Raw genomic sequence first — 15,825 nt, 5'->3', positions numbered from 1 at the left:
AGCTGAGGGCAAGCCAAGATCTAGCCGAGTTGTGAGACTCGCCAAAGATGCAAGACGTAGATTCCCAGCAGCCCCAAGGTGACCCCGGTCAGCGCTTGATACTCACGATTGGTCATCCACCAGCTCAGCGCCCAGGATTCCAAGGGCTTGCGCGGTAGGGAGCGTGGGACGAAGCGCGGTGTCGAACGCGTGTAGGCTGGCCATTGGTCTGGAAACAGGTTGTTCAGTCGCGTTTCCTCAAAGCGAACCTGTTGCCAATAGAGCCACAGCATGGGGCCAGCCACAAACAATAGAGTCGGGAGATCTTTGCATAGCAAGCAAAACGCAAACATCATTAAGAACGAGCCCACGTACAGGGGATTCCGGCACATCGAGTAGGGGCCCGTCGTCGTCAGTTCTCTTGATTTGTTGAGCGTACCAGCAGACCAGCTGCGAATTGCAAGGCCGATGATGAGCATGGCCCAGGCGGTGATTACCCAGGGATTGGCTAAGTCGAATGGACTGAACGGGATCGTTCCGCGCCAGGCCAAGTTGTAGGCCACCAAGCTCCCAAAGCCGATCAGGCTGATCGCAATCCGGCGACGCACAATCAGATTACGGAGGGTGGTTGGGGCCGCTGCCGGACGTGATTCGGCCGCCCATGCGTTGTTGGTGATTTGGGTGGAAATGCGAAGCTCCTTGTGTCTGAGCAATTGCGCTCCAAGGATTTCCTCGGGGCGGCAAAACTGCTCGGCTTGAGTTTAGTTGCGAAAGATCTTGCGCATCCACCAGGCTCCAACCAACAGCAGGGTCAGGTTGCCCAGCCAAAGAGCAATGGGATGCCACGTACCGTCCTTGGCGTGGTTTAGCCCAATGGCAAATACGGGAAAGAACAAAAATAGAATAGGCAAAAAACAGGCGCCGAAGCTAGTCCAATGATCTGCCGAACGCATCCAAATGGCCAGCGGTATGCCAACCCAGACGAAAAACAAGCAACAGAAGCCGCTGGCCCATCGGCGCCAAGGTTCCATGCGTAGTCGCACTAGCCGTTGGCGACTCCCGGCAATGCTTCCCAATGAGCCGGCGGATGTAGCATCGTCGAGCCAGTCGTATCTGCCAGCAGAGAGTCCCATGGCTGCTCGCGCGGCCAATTCTTCTCGCGTCCGGGCCGCTTCCTGAAGCTGACTGGAGATGGCCTGGGCGATACCCCGGGAGGGAAGTTCGGCGGCGCTACTTGCAGCGGTGCCTTTTCTGGTCGCGTCGGACAGGGGCACTTCGTATTTAGTGGGACCGGGATTTACCGTGAGGAAATCGCCCGTTTCAATTTGGCTATCTTCCAACTCGATCAACAGGACCTCCTTGACGGGGTCCATTTTCAGCCGTGCAGATCTGGCGGAAATATCGAGTGAATTGCCATTTCCCTGCGCGGGAATGGTGATCGTCGGCAAGAGGAGTTCGCGGCCGTCGTCACCGATCTCGTGCACGTGGATCGAAAAGCCATTCGCCGAACTGTACGACCCCTGGCTCGACAGGTATCCATACACGACTTGCTCAATCGAATGCATGACGACCCGATTGATGCCAGGCTGTCCCCACGAGACGGCCAGTTCGGATAGCCACACGGCAAACAGGCTGAGCAAGAAGCCGGCGACAAGGACAGGTTTGATGAAGGCTGCGGGGGAGACTCCGGAGGCCATCATGGCCAGAATTTCATTGTCGGCGCTGATGCGGCCGTATACGCTGCAAACGGCAAACAGCAACGTGGCAGGTAAGGCGAACTGCAGGGACGTGGGCAGGACGTACGGCAAGACTTGCAGCACTGCGAGCACCCCTAAGCCTTGGGCTAGCAGCTCTTTGGCGAGTACGAACAGCATGATGATCATCGTAAATGCGACGAGCGCAATGACGAAGACTTTGGTGATTTCCCAGAGGATGTAAATATTGAATCGCTGCATCGCGCGAGTCTAGCAACTCGGCCCACCGAGGACTACGCCGAAATCAAGAAGCGGAGGTGGTCCGTTTGGGGAGGCAAGCTCAGTCGAAGAAGCGACTCAAGGTCATTTTGCCTGCTTAGCGGGTGGCTTGGGGGCCTCGAAGGGAGGCTCATAAGTCGATGGCAGAATCACTAGCAGGGGTGTCTCGCTGCCCGCGAATTTGCTTCATCAATTCGATGATCACTTTGCCCTGCGTGGCGACTGCCTGCTTGAAGTTGCCAGCAGCCGCGTGCTGCTTGGCTTTCTCAAACTGGCCCTCCAGCAGGTCCCACTGGATCTTCCAACCGCGTTCCTCAGAGGCCTCGCGAAGCGACTTCATGGTTCCGGCAAGCTGTTCAAAAAGAGGTTGGTTGCCAGCTTTGAACTGTCGGTGTGGACCTTGCCCGTAGCGTCCGTGCGCGTCGGCTGGGCTGTTGCCATTCCACAAGACTTGCACCAGTCCGGTTCCCAGGGCGATGATGCCGAGCACCGCCGCCACGACTCCTAGAGGGATATTTCCTAGCAGGCACAGCAATCCGGCTGCCGAAATACAGACCGCAGCCACAATTCCCAAAGCGGGAGAAAAGGTGCGAGGCGCGCCATTCCAACGGGCTGCAATTGCACCGGGCTGCGCAGAGCAGATTGAATCCTCTGCAACTTCGACCACGATTGCGGTGATGTTATCAGGCCCGCCCCGCAGATTGGAGAGGTCGATGAGCAATTGGCAAGCTGGCTGCGGTGGCAGGGCGCTGAGAATCGAAGCCAATTCCTCGTCGCTAACCTGGCCACTCAGTCCATCGGAGCAGAGCAGGAAAACGTCACCTCGTTTGACTGGAAAGGGGCCTTCCAAATCAATTTGGACATTGGCATTGGGGCCTAGGGAGCGAGTGATCACGTTCTTGGGGATCACACCACTGCGAGCTGTTTCGTCGGTGAGTTCACCGGCGGCCTGCATTTCCCAGACCAAGGAGTGGTCGAACGTCAGCTGAAACAGCTGATCTCCACGCATTTGGTAGACCCGACTGTCGCCGACATGCGCCACCACGGCGCCTTCCGGAGCCAGAGTTAGAGTGCTGCAAGTGGTGCCCATCGATCGGAATTCGATGTTGGCTTGCCCTCGCCGAAATATTTCCGCATTGGCGTTCAGGATGGATTGATGCAGCGATTCTGCGGGAGGTTGATCTCTGAGCTTAAAATAGTGGTGCGGAATCAGCTCGACCGACAACTTTGAAGCCAGCTCACCGGCCGCGTGGGCGCCCATGCCATCGGCCACGATAAACAGGTGCCCATACTTTTCCCAAGAATTTTGGGTGTCTGCCAAGACGATCGCATAGGAATCTTGATTGATGGCACGCCGCATCCCAATGTCGGATAGTACTGAATGCTTGACAGTACTCTTCCAACTCTTCTTCGCATCGGCGGTGGGGGGCGATTCAGACAAATTTCACTGTCTTGGCTATGGGACGTGTTTGGCAAGGGGCTTGGAGTAGAGGGCGACTCGAAAGCCTCATTCTACGATTGTACTTCGCTAATTGTCGACGATGTAGCCTAGGTCTCGCTTTCTCAAGTTTTGATATCGCGCGATTCCGCAGGGATTGTTGAGCTGCTAGGCTCTCCCATCACCCTTGCCCCCGCAGCTTGGCTCCATGGAGATGGTGACATGCCATGGAGTGGCTGGGGGGGAAACAGAGCGGAGGGACCATCTGGGCCTTGCTTGGAAGTTGCGTTTGGGCCAGGCCGGCAGCCCGCCTGCAGCCACAAGATTGCCCTGGCACCCGATCGCTCGACCTGCCTATACTCGCGCGGTAACGCTTCCCCATTCGGCGGCTGTCCTGCCTCAGCCACCCCAACTGCGACGAGGTTCCTGACGAGTGCTACGCAATGCATTAGTACGACCGAACGCTTCCACGGCCATCGTCCTGGGGATGCTCGCGCTATGCTTGCTGACTCCCGGTTGCGTCCGTCGCCGGATGACGATTCGTTCGAATCCGGCGGGGGCGAGCATCTACGTCGACAAGCAATTGATTGGTACGAGTCCCGCTTCCACCTCCTTCACCTACTACGGGACGCGGGAGATTGAAGTGGTTGGTGATGGCTTCCGCACGGAGAAAATCCTGCGAGATTTTTCGCCACCATGGTATCAAATTCCTCCGTTCGACTTCTTCAGCGAAACGCTGTGGCCATGGGAGCTGCGGGATGAGCGCGTCATTGATATCACTTTAGTCCCCAGCCAGCAAATTCCCAGCGAAGAGTTGCAAGCTCGGGCTAACGAAACGCGATTGCAAGCGTTCCAAGGGGTCGGCACGCCGCTCCCACCAACCCTGGGAGGCACTGGATTTGGTGGCCCCGGCTCACAGGTCTCGCCGCTCGATCCAACCTTCCAATCGGCGGCTCCTGCCATCGTAACCACGCCCACAATGCCACCATCGATGGCTCCGCCTCCCAGTCCACCCTGGCAACCCGGCCAGTTTTTCCGTGAACTCGTCGCGCCGGGCGGAGAGCCGCCAACTCGAATTCCCGAAACCGGAATTTTGCAGGGTGGTGGCTATCGTCCCGGACTGGGACTCGAATTGGCCGAATAGCGGGTTCACTGATTGCTAGCTTACTGGGCTCAACTTACTGGGCTCAACTGTAAAGCTGGATGGCTCGCATGATCGCATCGAGGTCGTTCGGGACGGCGACCGCTCGGTTGGCGAAGGAGGCTCGGCTCACTCCTCGGCTCCCCAGAACATTGTTGAACTGCTCTTGGTCGGTGGTGTGGTAGGCCACGGTGGCTGTCGGGTCTTTCAATTGATGTCCGGTCAAGATGCAGACCACTCGATCCGACGGGGCGATGACCCCTTCGGCGCGCAGTAGCTTGGCGCCTGCGACGCTGGCAGCGCTGGCAGGTTCGCAACCAATGCCGCCGGCTCCGACCTGGGCCTTGGCGTCTAAGATTTCTTGGTCGGTGACTTTGCGGACGACTCCATCGCAAGCATCCAAGGCCCGCAGGCACTTCTTGAGATTGACGGGGCGATTGATTTCGATGGCGCTAGCAATCGTGTCGGCCTTGGCCTTGCGGTGGTCCAGTTCTGCGTAGTAGTCGCTGATCAGCGTATTATTGGGCTGGCCATCTTGCCAGCGTAGGCCGCGACGCTCGTAGAGTTGATGGAGCGTATCGGCGCCGGCGGCATTGATGACTGCCAATCGCGGGATGCGATCGATGAGTCCCAGCAGCTTCAGCTCTTGGAACGCCTTGCCGAAAGCGCTGGAATTTCCGAGATTCCCTCCAGGCACGACGATCCAGTCGGGAACTTCCCAACGCAGGGCTTCGAGGACGCGGAACATGACCGATTTCTGGCCCTCGATCCGGAAGGGGTTGATGCTATTGACCAGGTAGATTCCCAGGCTTTGGGAGACTTCTTTGACGCGGATCATGGCATCGTCAAAGTCCCCAGCGAGCTGAATCGTCAAGGCTCCGTACTCGAGGGCTTGGGAGAGCTTGCCGTAGGAGATTTTGCCACTGCCAATGAAGATGATCGCCTTCATGAGCCGGGTCACCGAGCTGTACATCGCCAGTGAGGCGCTAGTATTGCCGGTCGATGCGCAGGCCGCTCGCTTGGCACCGGTCATGTGTGCATGGGTAAAGGCCGCGCACATCCCATTATCTTTGAAGCTGCCCGAGGGGTTCATACCCTCATATTGGAGGTAGAGGTTCCCCTCGTTTTGGCCGACGAATTTCGCGACTTCGTTGGCTTGCTGCAGCAGAGTCTGTCCCTCCCCGACCGTGACCACTTTGTCGGCTGGGGCAAACTGAATGAGCTCGTGGAATCGCCAAACTCCGCTAAACCGGAGCGGTTCGTAGCGTTTTGTCCACATTTGCTCGAAATCGGACATGCGATTGGGAACCTCAATCTGGCTCCAATCGTATTGAATATCTAACAGGTCTCCGCAGCGATCGCATGCGGTACGGACTTGCCCAATATCCAAGGTGGCACGGCACAGCGGATTGATACATTGCTGAAAAGCTACGCCGCTTGAAAGCGGGCTGGAAGGGCTTTTCGCCAACTGGATGTCGGCCATGGAATACCTATTCTTAGCTATTTTGAAATCATCCGGAGGATGAAAAGGTGGTTAACTTGGCGTTATATCGGAACAGGTGCCTATGACGCCTTTACGTTTCTCCTATAGTTTCTGCAGCACAAAGCGTGCTGCGCAACCGGAGAGCATCGTTTTCAATGTCGATCGGTTTGTTACCAATGTACCGATTTTAATGCAGAGTACAGTTTGACAGAATTCCAAAATTTGCCTACCATCTGCGCCGAAACTTACCCCCCTGATTTGACGGGATCACAGCCTTGAGTTCCAAGAAGAGTCCCACTAGCAAGAAAACATCTTCTAAATCATCAGCTTCGAGCGCATCGTCTCGCTCTGCTGGCAAGGACGGCACGAAGAAGGTAGCCAAGAAATCCACTACGAAAACGACAGCTGGAGCTGGGCGTTCGAGTTCTGTCAAAGCCGGTACCCGAACGGCTGGGAAGAAGGTGGTTGCGAAAGTCAACGGACGCGCTGCTGCGGTTAAGCCATCTGCAGTCAAGAAAGCCACCACTAAGAAGAAGCCGGTCGGAAAGTCCTCTTCTCCGAAAGCGGCACCTGCGCGTGCCACCGCTGCCAAGGTGGTAAAATCCAAGTCGCCAGCGACCAAGACAGCAGTGACTAAGTCGGTAGCGACCAAGCCCACGACTAAGGCCACCACCAAGAAGGGCGTGGCCGGCAAGCAAAACGGGGCTGCGGTGAAATCGGCCGTCAAAAAATCGGCCTCTCCGACAGCAGCTTCCAAAACAACATCTGCCTCCAAAGCATCCGGTAGGAGCAAGTCGAGCAACAAAGTCGTTGCGGCTGCTACCAACGGAACCAAGGCTTCGGCCTCTGCGACCAAGAAAAGCAAGCCAGCGAGCGGCAAGTCCACTGTGAAGCCAGCGACCGGGAAGGCAGTGGCTGCGGGGGCTTCAAAGTCGGTATCCTCGAAATCCGTGTCCTCGAAACCGAAACCGAAGCCGGTTGCCGTGGCGGAGCCACAGGTCTCCGAAGCTCGCTTGAGTGGCACCAACAAGGATCTGGGGATTTCAGCCACCTCGGCAACACCGCTGCATCGACCGAAGCCTGTCAAATTGAGCCAGGCAGACAGTGACCGATTCCGCAGCTTGTTGTTGATCATCCGCCGCAGATTGCTTGGCGACGTGAGCATGATGTCTCAGGAGGCTCTCGGCGGCTCAGATGGTGCAGCCGACAACCATGCACCGATTCATCCTGCAGAGGTTGGAACGCATAGCTTTGAGCAAGAATTTACCCTGAATTTGCTCTCTTCGGACGGTGATCGGTTGGATCAAATTGAAGCTGCACTTGAAAAGATCTCCGAAGGCTCGTACGGTTCTTGCGAGGAGTGTGGAGGTCGCATTCCCAAAGCGAGATTGGAAATAATTCCGGATACTCCGTACTGTGTCAAGTGTGCCTCTCGGCTGGAAGGCTAACGTGTCAGATCAAAGCGAGCACTGCAAAGGCAGCTTTGCTTGGGCTCGATGGATTACCTTCGCAGCTCTGTCCGTCGCCGGCACCGCCGTTGACTTGCTCACCAAATCCTGGGTTTTTGAATGGCGTGGACTCCCCGGTCAACGACCGCCGTGGTGGTTGCTCGAGCCCTACATTGGAATTGAGACGGCGGTAAATCCGGGTGCTCTATTCGGTTTAGGGGCCGGTTTCGGCTCTGTTTTCGCCGTACTTTCTCTCGTGGCCGCCAGCGCAATCTTGCTGTGGCTGAGCAAATTCCGCGCAATTGACAGTTGGTGGTTGCTGATCGCGCTGGGATGCGTGATGGGGGGGATTTTCGGAAACTTGTACGACCGTCTTGGCATGTGGGGCCCACCCCCGTCGGTACCGCTGTGGAGCAGTGGTGTCCGCGATTGGATTCTCTTGCAATACAGCGATCAATACGTCTGGCCTAATTTCAATATTGCTGACAGCCTCTTAGTATGCGGTGCGATCATGCTTGCGATCCACTCATTTTTTATGCCCCCTGGGCCAAGCCCCATTCGTGAATCCCCAACATCGACCGGTAACGTTTAGCTATGCCACTCTCCCAACTTTCAGACGCTCTTACCACGGCACTCGACGGCCGCCTAGCTGTTGCGATCGAATTGGCCCAGCTCGCAGGTAGATCAACGCTCGAATTATTTCAATCGGCTGCGATTGAAGTCGAACGCAAGGGGGACGAGTCCCCAGTCACGCTCGCGGACAAGAATGCCGAGAAGCTAATACGAGCCGAGTTGAATCAGCGTTTTCCCGCCGATGCGATCCTAGGAGAGGAGTTTGGTTCGCAGGAAGGGGAATCTGAATTCCAGTGGATCGTTGATCCCATTGATGGAACGAAGAGTTTCATTTCTGGGGTGCCTCTCTATTCGACGCTGGTGGGGATCGTGCAGAACCGAGAGTGTTTGGGTGGGGTTATCTACTTGCCCGCCTTGGACGAGCTGGTATTTGCTGCTCGCGGTTGTGGGGCTTGGCACTCGGTTAGCGGCCGCACCCCTACGCGTTGTCACGTCTCCCAGAAACCACTCGACCAAGGGCTGTTTGTCGTCTCTCAAGTCGATTCCTTCCACAAGCGTGGAGCAGAGCGGGGGTACGAAAGTTTGGAGCAGGCTGCCTACATTACTCGCTCCTGGGGCGATGGCTACGGGTATCTACTGGTGGCCACGGGGCGGGCTGAGTTGATGGTCGACCCCATTGCCAACCCTTGGGACCTGGCGGCGGTGCAGCCAGTTCTGGAAGAGGCGGGTGGCCGCTTTACGAGCTGGGATGGAAAGCCGACTGTGTTCGGGGGGGATGGGCTTGGTAGCAATGGCCTAGTGCATGAACAGGCCCTCGAGTTGCTCGCTCGCACCTAGGTTCCCGTCCAAGTGCGATTCTCGTCCAAGCAGTGTAGGGCAGGATGGAAGCTTCCGCCCATTCGCCGTCTCTGGGGTCCTTTGCGACCACCTCTGAACCCCGCCCTGGTCGGGTAGTCCGTCATCTTCTGCATCCCGCAGGATTTTAGTCTGCGCGGGAGTGCGGGCGGACACGACGGCACGGCGTGGAAATAGTGAACGGAAAGGGGCCATCTCGCTTTCCTTGATTCTTTTCCCTGATTTCTTGGGAACCACCGCTCTGTGGCAGGCGTCTTCCCCTGCATCAAGCCATTCTTTGGTGCAGCTCGAGAAAATCTTCTCTTTCCAACGGTTATTCGCAATCCGACCGACTCTCGTAACCTACGGTTAGGTAACTGGGAAAAAGCTGGGTGGAAAATCCGTAGCGACGCGTCGCCTCCACGCCAATGTCGTGGCTAGGCCCGAGAAGGGCTGCCTGGAGGTAGAGGCCTGACTGCATCTGCTTGCTTCCTGCGTCCACCCGTATATCCCAAGGCTGGACTAGCCGACTCGCACTGGAAAATACAATGAACAATACGCTGACCCGAATAGCTCTAGGATTCTGTTTTCTCTTGGTAGGAGTGCAATGCGTGCGAGGACAGCAAGAAATCGGATTTGTCGAACGCTTTGCACTGGCAACGGACCGTGCCAGTGTGCTGCAAGAACTTATTCCTGGCACGCAGGAATACTATTACTACCACTGTCTGCATCTGCAGAATGAGGAGCAGCTTCCCCAAGCTCAAAAGCTGCTCGACGAATGGCGCACTAAGTTGGGGGAGAATTCCCAAACCCAGTCGATGCAGACCCGACAGCATCTCTTGGCATACGAAGGCTCGCCAGAGAAGACGCTTGAGTACTTGAGAAATCGGTTGGGAATCCAGCTGTCCCACGCTTCCCCAGCGCGAGACAGAGCGGCTGATCTTCCCAATCGACTCGACCCGGCTAGGCTCTCGGTCGCCTCGCTGCTGCAGGAACGCCTCAAATCCGATTCCTCGCTCAATTCATTGGAAGACTCTGGATTGGAATTGGCACTGGCACAGGAGCTGTCCTATCCGGCCTTGCGGGCTTTGATTGGTCGCTTGCACCGAGCTGATTTGCCAGGGACCGTTGAGCGAATTGCCGAAGAGCTAGCCCACAAGCAGTCGCAATCCTTTGGCTGGGCCCCCATTCATAGTCAACTCAGTTTGGCTCAGCTCGAACAACTCATTGCGCTGCGTCCGAGTTTGTTGGAAGAGGAGGCCTTTGTTCAGCAATACAGTGCCCTCTTAGTACCAGCAGCAGGCAGCTCGCTGGACGATAAAGTGGAATTGCGAAACTACTTGGATCGTTTGTTGGTCTGGTCGCAACGTTTGCCAGCGTCGCAGAACGACTTTAAAGCTCTCGTGTTGGGCAACCTTCTCAAGTTAGACATGAGCGAGGGGATCTATGATCGGCAGCGTTTCCTCACCTACCTGGCGCTGCCACGTGCCGCCAGCTATTACTCCTTGGCTCGTTTCGGCAAGCGTCTGCCGCCGCTCGTCGAACTCAATTACTCCATGCAGCCTCAGGTTTCACTGAAACCGGTGGGGGATGATTCCAGCTTGGTTCGTCGCTATCTTGAGCAGTTTTTGTTGGTGGATGATAGCGTCGACGCTTTTGCTGAGTTTCTCGACCGAGCCTATTTAGATCAAGTCTTCGCAGAAACCAAGATCTTGCATGGTGTTGGAGACGTGGCGACGGGGGATTCGGCAACTTGGTATGGTAAATTAATCCCGGAACAACAGCGTGAGCTGCGCGAGCGGACCGAACTTCGCTTCTCCCCTCACAACTCCACTCAGTTTCAGCCCGATGCTGAGGTGACTCTCGACGTGGAGATTAAGCGGGTCGATCAGTTGATTGTCCGTGTCTACGAGTTGAATGCGATCAGCTTCTACCGGAACAGTCAAGAGCATCTGGGGACCGATGTTGATCTGGATGGTTTGGTGGCCAACTCCGAACAAACGCTCAACTTTTCCGTGCCTGCGGATCGTCGGCACACCGAAACATTGCAGCTTCCAACGTTGATGGGACGTGGCGTATGGATCGTTGACCTGCTGGGCGCCGGGACACGCTGTCGCGCTCTGATTCAAAAGGGGAGCTTGACTCCGCTGGAACGACTGGGAGATTCCGGTCAGGTTTTTCGGATTGTGGATGAAGCAGGGAAACCGCGTCCAGCAGCGCACTTGGAATTACTGGGACAGACTTACCTGCCCAACCAGCAGGGCGAAATCACGTTGCCTTACGCCGAACAGACGGTAAGACGCAAAGTCCTGTTGGTGGAAGAGCAACTGGCCGTACCGGTAACGATTACGCACCGGAGCGAGAGCTATGAGCTGCAAGCTAGGTTTTTGCTCGACCGACAATCGCTTGTGGCTGGAACTCAAACGGCCATCGCCATTCGAACGCGTCTGTCCTGCAATGGTCGCCCGATCAGTATTCGCCTGCTGGAGGATGCACAGTTGTCTGTGGTGGCGACCGATTCCGATGGGATTGCAACGTCGAGAACGGTACCGGTAACCGACTTGGAGGATGGGGACGAGTTGATCTATCCGTTCTTGGTTCCACAACGCTTGGCGAATTTGAAGTTGACCCTTACTGGGAAGATCCTCAACCAGAGCAAGCATGATCGGGAGCCTGTTGCGGCGTCGCATGCGGTCAGTTGCAATGCCATTGCCGGTTCGCATCAACTGGCGGATTTCTTCTTGGTTCCCACTGGAGAGGGATTTCAATTGCGCGTGTTGGGGCGCAATGGCGAGCCGATCCCACGCTTCCCCATCGCTTTGGCGTTGAAACTTCGACAGTTCAAAGAGTTGCAGAATGTGCAGTTGGCCACCGATGAGAATGGCAGCGTGCATTTGGGAGAATTGGATGACGTGACAAGGCTGCAGGTCTCTGCGACTGGACTCCAGGCGACGATGTTGACCCCTCACCTATTCCATCGCAATTGGCCGTCACAAATTTCGATCGGAAAAGGAGGCTCTGTTGAATTGCCGTTGGGCAAGCAAGCCTCGCCGAAGTCAGTGTTCTCGCTCTACGAAACACGGTCTGGAAAACGCTTTGCAGAAAAGCCCGATCACTTGCAATTGCGGGAGGGGGCGCTAGTCGCGGAGGGCCTCGCGCCGGGCGATTACATCCTGCACGACTTCGAAACAGGCCAGACGGTCAATGTGCGCGTTGGGAATGCCGAGGAGGAGCATGGTTTTGTCGTGGGGCCGCATCGCGTTTTGCAAGCTGATCGTCGGCAGTCGATTGTGATTCGCTCAGCGACGTTGACCGAGGATGGCCTGCTGGTCAAGGTCTCCGGCGCTGATCCGATGACGCGTCTGCATGTACTGGTAGATGCCTTTTTGCCGGACGAGGAGGGTGGGGCACAGCTGCAACTCCCCTCGCCGTTGAACTCCGTTGTCAACCGTGTCCAGCCTCGCAACTACTTCGTGGACTCCTTGCGATTGGACGAAGAGTATGGCTACATTCTCAATCGAAAATTGCAAAAGGCGTTTCCTGGGAACATGCTTCCCCAGCCTTCACTACTGATCCACCCCTGGGAGATTTCCGTTACCAAGAACACGGCCCAGACCGCTGCAGGGGGAGATGCGATTCCGGCATCTCCAGCTCCTGTAGCTTCGGAAGCGCAGCTGCGCAGCAGGGCGGCCGGTGAGGCTGGCTTGGCGACGCAAGATTGGAAGAGCTTCGACTTCCTAGCCTCGGGAACTGAGCAGGTACTCAATGTGGGTTTGGTCGATGGTGAGGTTTTGGTGCCTTTGACGCGCCTCGCAGGGCGTAGCCATTTAACGTTGGTTGCCGTGCACCCAACCGCAGTCGATTCGCGGCACCTGACGCTCCCTGAATCTAAATTGCAAACACGCGATCAGCGGCTCGAAAAGGCCTTTGGGGCAGACCAACACTTGGTTCAAACCCAGCGGGTCGAAGTGCTTTCGGCTGGGGAGGAAAAAAGTTTTGGCGATCCACGCACCAGGCGGCTACAGACCTTCAGTTCTTTGGCTGAAGTCTTCCAGCTTTACGCCACACTCCTCGAAGATTCAGAGTGGGAAAAATTTCGTTTTCTCGTCGATTGGCATGAGCTGTCCGAAGAGCGTCAGTTGGCGCATTACAGCGAGCTGGCTTGCCATGAGTTGAATTTCTTTCTGTACCATCAAGATCGCCTCTTCTTCGATCGCGTCATCCGACCGTTCATCGAACAGAAGCTCGATAAACAGCTCATCGATCACTGGTTGCTCGACCAGCCCTTGGAGGAGTATGCGGAACTATGGCGAGTCCAGCGACTAAATGCGCTCGAACGAATTCTGTTGGCTCGTCGATTGTCGGCGATGCAAGCAGGAACTCAGCGTTGGATCAATGATACGTTGGCCGCTCAAACTCCAGATCCTCAGTTGCGTCAGCGATTGTTCGAGATCGCACTGCGCGGGACCTCGCTCGATTCGAGATCCTCTGGATCTCGGATGGAGGGGTTTGCTATGGATGGTATGGCGCATGAGGCTGAAACTCTCTTTGGAAGTATTGCCGGCTCGTCGCCAACACAAGCTAAGCGGTTTTCGGCACCTTCTTCAGCGCGAGGGCTTCGCCAAAGGGCCATGGACAGTAAATCGCAAGCGAATACTAGCGAAGCTGAAGCGGACCAAGACAGTCTTGGGGATGAGCTACAACGCAATTTTTACGGAATCGATCGATTGGACCGCGCCGACGGGCAACTTGGTTTGTACCGCAGTCTGCCGCAGACTCGGCAATGGGCTGAAACCCAATACTACCAAGTGCGTTTGGCGGATCAGCAAGCGGGCCTCATTGGCCCCAATCCCTTCTGGCAAGAATATGCCGCTCAGAATGCTGACCGGTTTCTTCCCAACCATATGGAGTGGGCGGCCAGCAATTTGCATGAAGCATTGTGCGCTTTGGCTGTAATTGATTTGCCGTTCAAGTCCGACGCGGCAGTGGTCTCGATCGTCGACCAGCAATTGACCGTCTCCGCTTCGCAGGCCTGTTTGGTTTATCTAGAGAGCATGGATCCCAATGCGCCTGCGTCGATCGAAGGGGAGCACGCGGGGGGGGAAAGCAGCCAAGCTGGAGTCATGGTTGGGCAAGAGCTGTATCTGGCGTTACCTGGAGACTCCGGCCGGGATCCAAAGCCCTTGGGGGCTCAAGCTCTTGTGAAGGGGGTGCCGTACACCGCTCGCGTTGTGGTCACGAATCCCACCAGTCAGGCGCAGCGGGTCCAAGTCTTGACACAGTTGCCTGCCGGTTCCCTACCTCTCAATGGCAGTCGTGTGAGTCAAAGCACACCGATTGAATTGGGGGCCTACAGCACCTCTCAGGTGAACTACACATTCTACTTCCCCAAGGCTGGTGATTTCTCGCACTATGGTGCTCAGATTAGCCTCGATGGGGAACATCTGACGGCAACCGACTCGCGTGAGATCGAGGTCTTAGACGCCCCATCGTCCGTTGACGAAACCAGTTGGAGTTTTATTGCTGATTGGGGGACCGAAGCTCAAGTCCTGTCTTATCTTGAATCGGCGAATCTGGCCCAGATTGATCTTTCTCGCATCGCATTTCGTTTGCGGGATCGCGCATTCTTTGAGGCGGTGCTGCAGCTGTTGACTGCAAGTGGACGTTTTGATGCGACGCTTTGGGGCTATGCTTTTGAGCATCGCGATGCCGCCAATATTGAACAGTACTTGCAGAATCGCAGCGATTTTGTGACTCCCTTGGGACCGGTACTCAGCAGCCCTCTGCTGCATCTTCAGCCGCAACAACAGATGAGCTACGAACATCTCGATTACACACCCTTGGTAGTCGCTCGCATTCATCAACTGGGTACTCGCAAAGTTATCTTAAACTCCAGTTTGTACACGCAATATCACGCGTTGTTAAACGTTCTGGCGCATCAATCCAAAGTGAGCGACTCGCAAGCGCTTCAGGCTACCTACTATCTATTGTTGCAGAATCGAATTGAAGAAGCCCTGCACTGGTTCAGTCAGATCGACAGCGGAGTCTTGGAAACGCAGTTGCAATTTGCCTACCTCGATGCGTATTTAGATTTCTACCGTGCAGACTATGATCGGGCTCAACGCATCGCTGAGCAATACTTGGACTACCCCGTGCGACGTTGGCGGGACATGTTTGCGCAGATTTCCAATCAAGTTGCAGCACGAACCAATTTGATGCAAGGACGCGTTGAGTCGACTGCAGGGAGCGGTCCCGCTCCCGCTAGTGGGCCTGACGCCGGATCGGCTGCCGACCGTTCCTCCACCGAAGCGGTCGCGGCGACCAGCGAGCAAATGTTGACCGGAGAGCAATTGGAAATGCAGACAGACGCAGCTGTGGCTGCTCCTAGTCTAGAGATCGAATCTCGCGATTCGCAACTCTCCGTACACTATCGCAATCTGGCGAGCGTGCGGGTCAACTACTATTTGATGGATATTGAATTGCTCTTCAGTCGCAATCCCTTTGTGGCGCGCGGAGGCGAGCGAGTGCCCTTCATCCAACCCAATTTTAGCCAGACGCTGGAGCTGGATGCAGCGGTGGGAACCCATCGTTTGGAGCTGCCCAAGGATTTGTTGAATCGCAACCTGTTGGTTGAAGTCACAGCGGCGGGCATGTCGCGTAGTACGGTTTTGACCGCCAGTTCGCTTAGGGCGCAAGTGGTTGAAACGCAGGGGCAGATTCACATTGCACGCCAGGGGGCTGCGACCCCGGTAACGGGAGCTTACGTCAAGGTGTATGCGAAACGCACTGACGGCAGCGTGCATTTTTACAAGGATGGGTACACTGATCTGCGAGGCTACTTTGACTATGCTTCCATCAGCACGCCTGAACTCGAGCAGACAGAGAGATTTGCCATCCTCGTTCTGGATCCGCAGTTGGGTGCGATTGTTCGCGAAGCGCAACCACCGGCCAGATGA

General features: G+C 56.1%; 10 protein-coding genes. 5 read left to right on the top strand and 5 right to left on the bottom strand.

All coding sequences use genetic code 11. From position 1 onward, the window contains the following. Positions 1–20 precede the first annotated feature (20 nt). The 3 genes from Q31a_RS27765 to Q31a_RS27755 form a co-directional block, all read right to left on the bottom strand. Entirely contained in the window at positions 21–692 is a 672-nt protein-coding gene (locus tag Q31a_RS27765) for a methyltransferase family protein (protein WP_145085504.1), read from the bottom strand. A gap of 48 nt (positions 693–740) precedes the next feature. Further along, positions 741–1,934: an LptF/LptG family permease gene (locus tag Q31a_RS27760; protein ID WP_145085501.1), complete on the bottom strand. Its 1,194-nt coding sequence runs from the start codon at positions 1,932–1,934 to the stop codon at positions 741–743. 148 nt (positions 1,935–2,082) lie between these two features. Then, complete coding sequence (locus Q31a_RS27755; protein ID WP_145085498.1) at positions 2,083–3,393, bottom strand: PP2C family protein-serine/threonine phosphatase; 1,311 nt, start codon at positions 3,391–3,393, stop codon at positions 2,083–2,085. Between the two features lie 430 nt (positions 3,394–3,823). Here Q31a_RS27755 and Q31a_RS27750 point away from each other — a divergent pair, with 430 nt between their 5' ends. Continuing rightward, entirely contained in the window at positions 3,824–4,534 is a 711-nt protein-coding gene (locus Q31a_RS27750; protein ID WP_231690979.1) for a PEGA domain-containing protein, read from the top strand. A 43-nt stretch (positions 4,535–4,577) separates the two neighbouring features. On the opposite strand, the gene thrC is transcribed toward Q31a_RS27750, so the two are convergent. Together thrC and Q31a_RS27740 are read right to left on the bottom strand one after the other, a co-directional pair. Continuing rightward, complete coding sequence (thrC, locus tag Q31a_RS27745; protein WP_145085495.1) at positions 4,578–6,014, bottom strand: threonine synthase; 1,437 nt, start codon at positions 6,012–6,014, stop codon at positions 4,578–4,580. Between the two features lie 226 nt (positions 6,015–6,240). After that, positions 6,241–7,179 carry a hypothetical protein gene (locus tag Q31a_RS27740; protein ID WP_197356918.1) on the bottom strand — a complete coding sequence of 313 codons (939 nt, stop codon included), beginning with the start codon at positions 7,177–7,179 and terminating at the stop codon, positions 6,241–6,243. Here Q31a_RS27740 and Q31a_RS27735 point away from each other — a divergent pair. The 4 genes from Q31a_RS27735 (at position 7,178) to Q31a_RS27720 (ending at position 15,825) form a co-directional block, all read left to right on the top strand. Further along, positions 7,178–7,462 carry a TraR/DksA family transcriptional regulator gene (locus Q31a_RS27735; RefSeq protein ID WP_231690978.1) on the top strand — a complete coding sequence of 95 codons (285 nt, stop codon included), beginning with the start codon at positions 7,178–7,180 and terminating at the stop codon, positions 7,460–7,462. The two genes, Q31a_RS27740 and Q31a_RS27735, sit on opposite strands and share 2 nt — an antisense overlap. Position 7,463: 1 nt before the next feature. Then, positions 7,464–8,054, top strand: coding sequence for a signal peptidase II (locus Q31a_RS27730; RefSeq protein WP_231690977.1), 591 nt, complete (start codon positions 7,464–7,466; stop codon positions 8,052–8,054). 2 nt (positions 8,055–8,056) lie between these two features. Beyond that, on the top strand, positions 8,057–8,872 hold the full coding sequence (gene hisN, locus Q31a_RS27725) for a histidinol-phosphatase (protein WP_145085484.1): 816 nt from the start codon (positions 8,057–8,059) through the stop codon (positions 8,870–8,872). A gap of 608 nt (positions 8,873–9,480) precedes the next feature. Then, positions 9,481–15,825: a hypothetical protein gene (locus Q31a_RS27720; protein WP_197355824.1), complete on the top strand. Its 6,345-nt coding sequence runs from the start codon at positions 9,481–9,483 to the stop codon at positions 15,823–15,825.

The organism is Aureliella helgolandensis (assembly GCF_007752135.1).
GTDB classification, from domain to species: Bacteria; Planctomycetota; Planctomycetia; order Pirellulales; family Pirellulaceae; genus Aureliella; species Aureliella helgolandensis.
The sequence above is the reverse complement of the archived record's forward strand: the minus strand, read 5'-3'. Positions and strand labels throughout refer to the sequence as shown.

Excerpts from the sequence above, each read along its gene's own strand:
- Q31a_RS27760 (WP_145085501.1), bottom strand. The coding sequence starts at position 1,934 with ATGCAGCGATTCAATATTTACATCCTCTGGGAAATCACCAAAGTCTTC.
- thrC (WP_145085495.1), bottom strand. The coding sequence starts at position 6,014 with ATGGCCGACATCCAGTTGGCGAAAAGCCCTTCCAGCCCGCTTTCAAGC.
- Q31a_RS27735 (WP_231690978.1), top strand. The coding sequence starts at position 7,178 with ATGATGTCTCAGGAGGCTCTCGGCGGCTCAGATGGTGCAGCCGACAAC.
- Q31a_RS27740 (WP_197356918.1), bottom strand. The coding sequence starts at position 7,179 with ATGCTCACGTCGCCAAGCAATCTGCGGCGGATGATCAACAACAAGCTG.
- hisN (WP_145085484.1), top strand. The coding sequence starts at position 8,057 with ATGCCACTCTCCCAACTTTCAGACGCTCTTACCACGGCACTCGACGGC.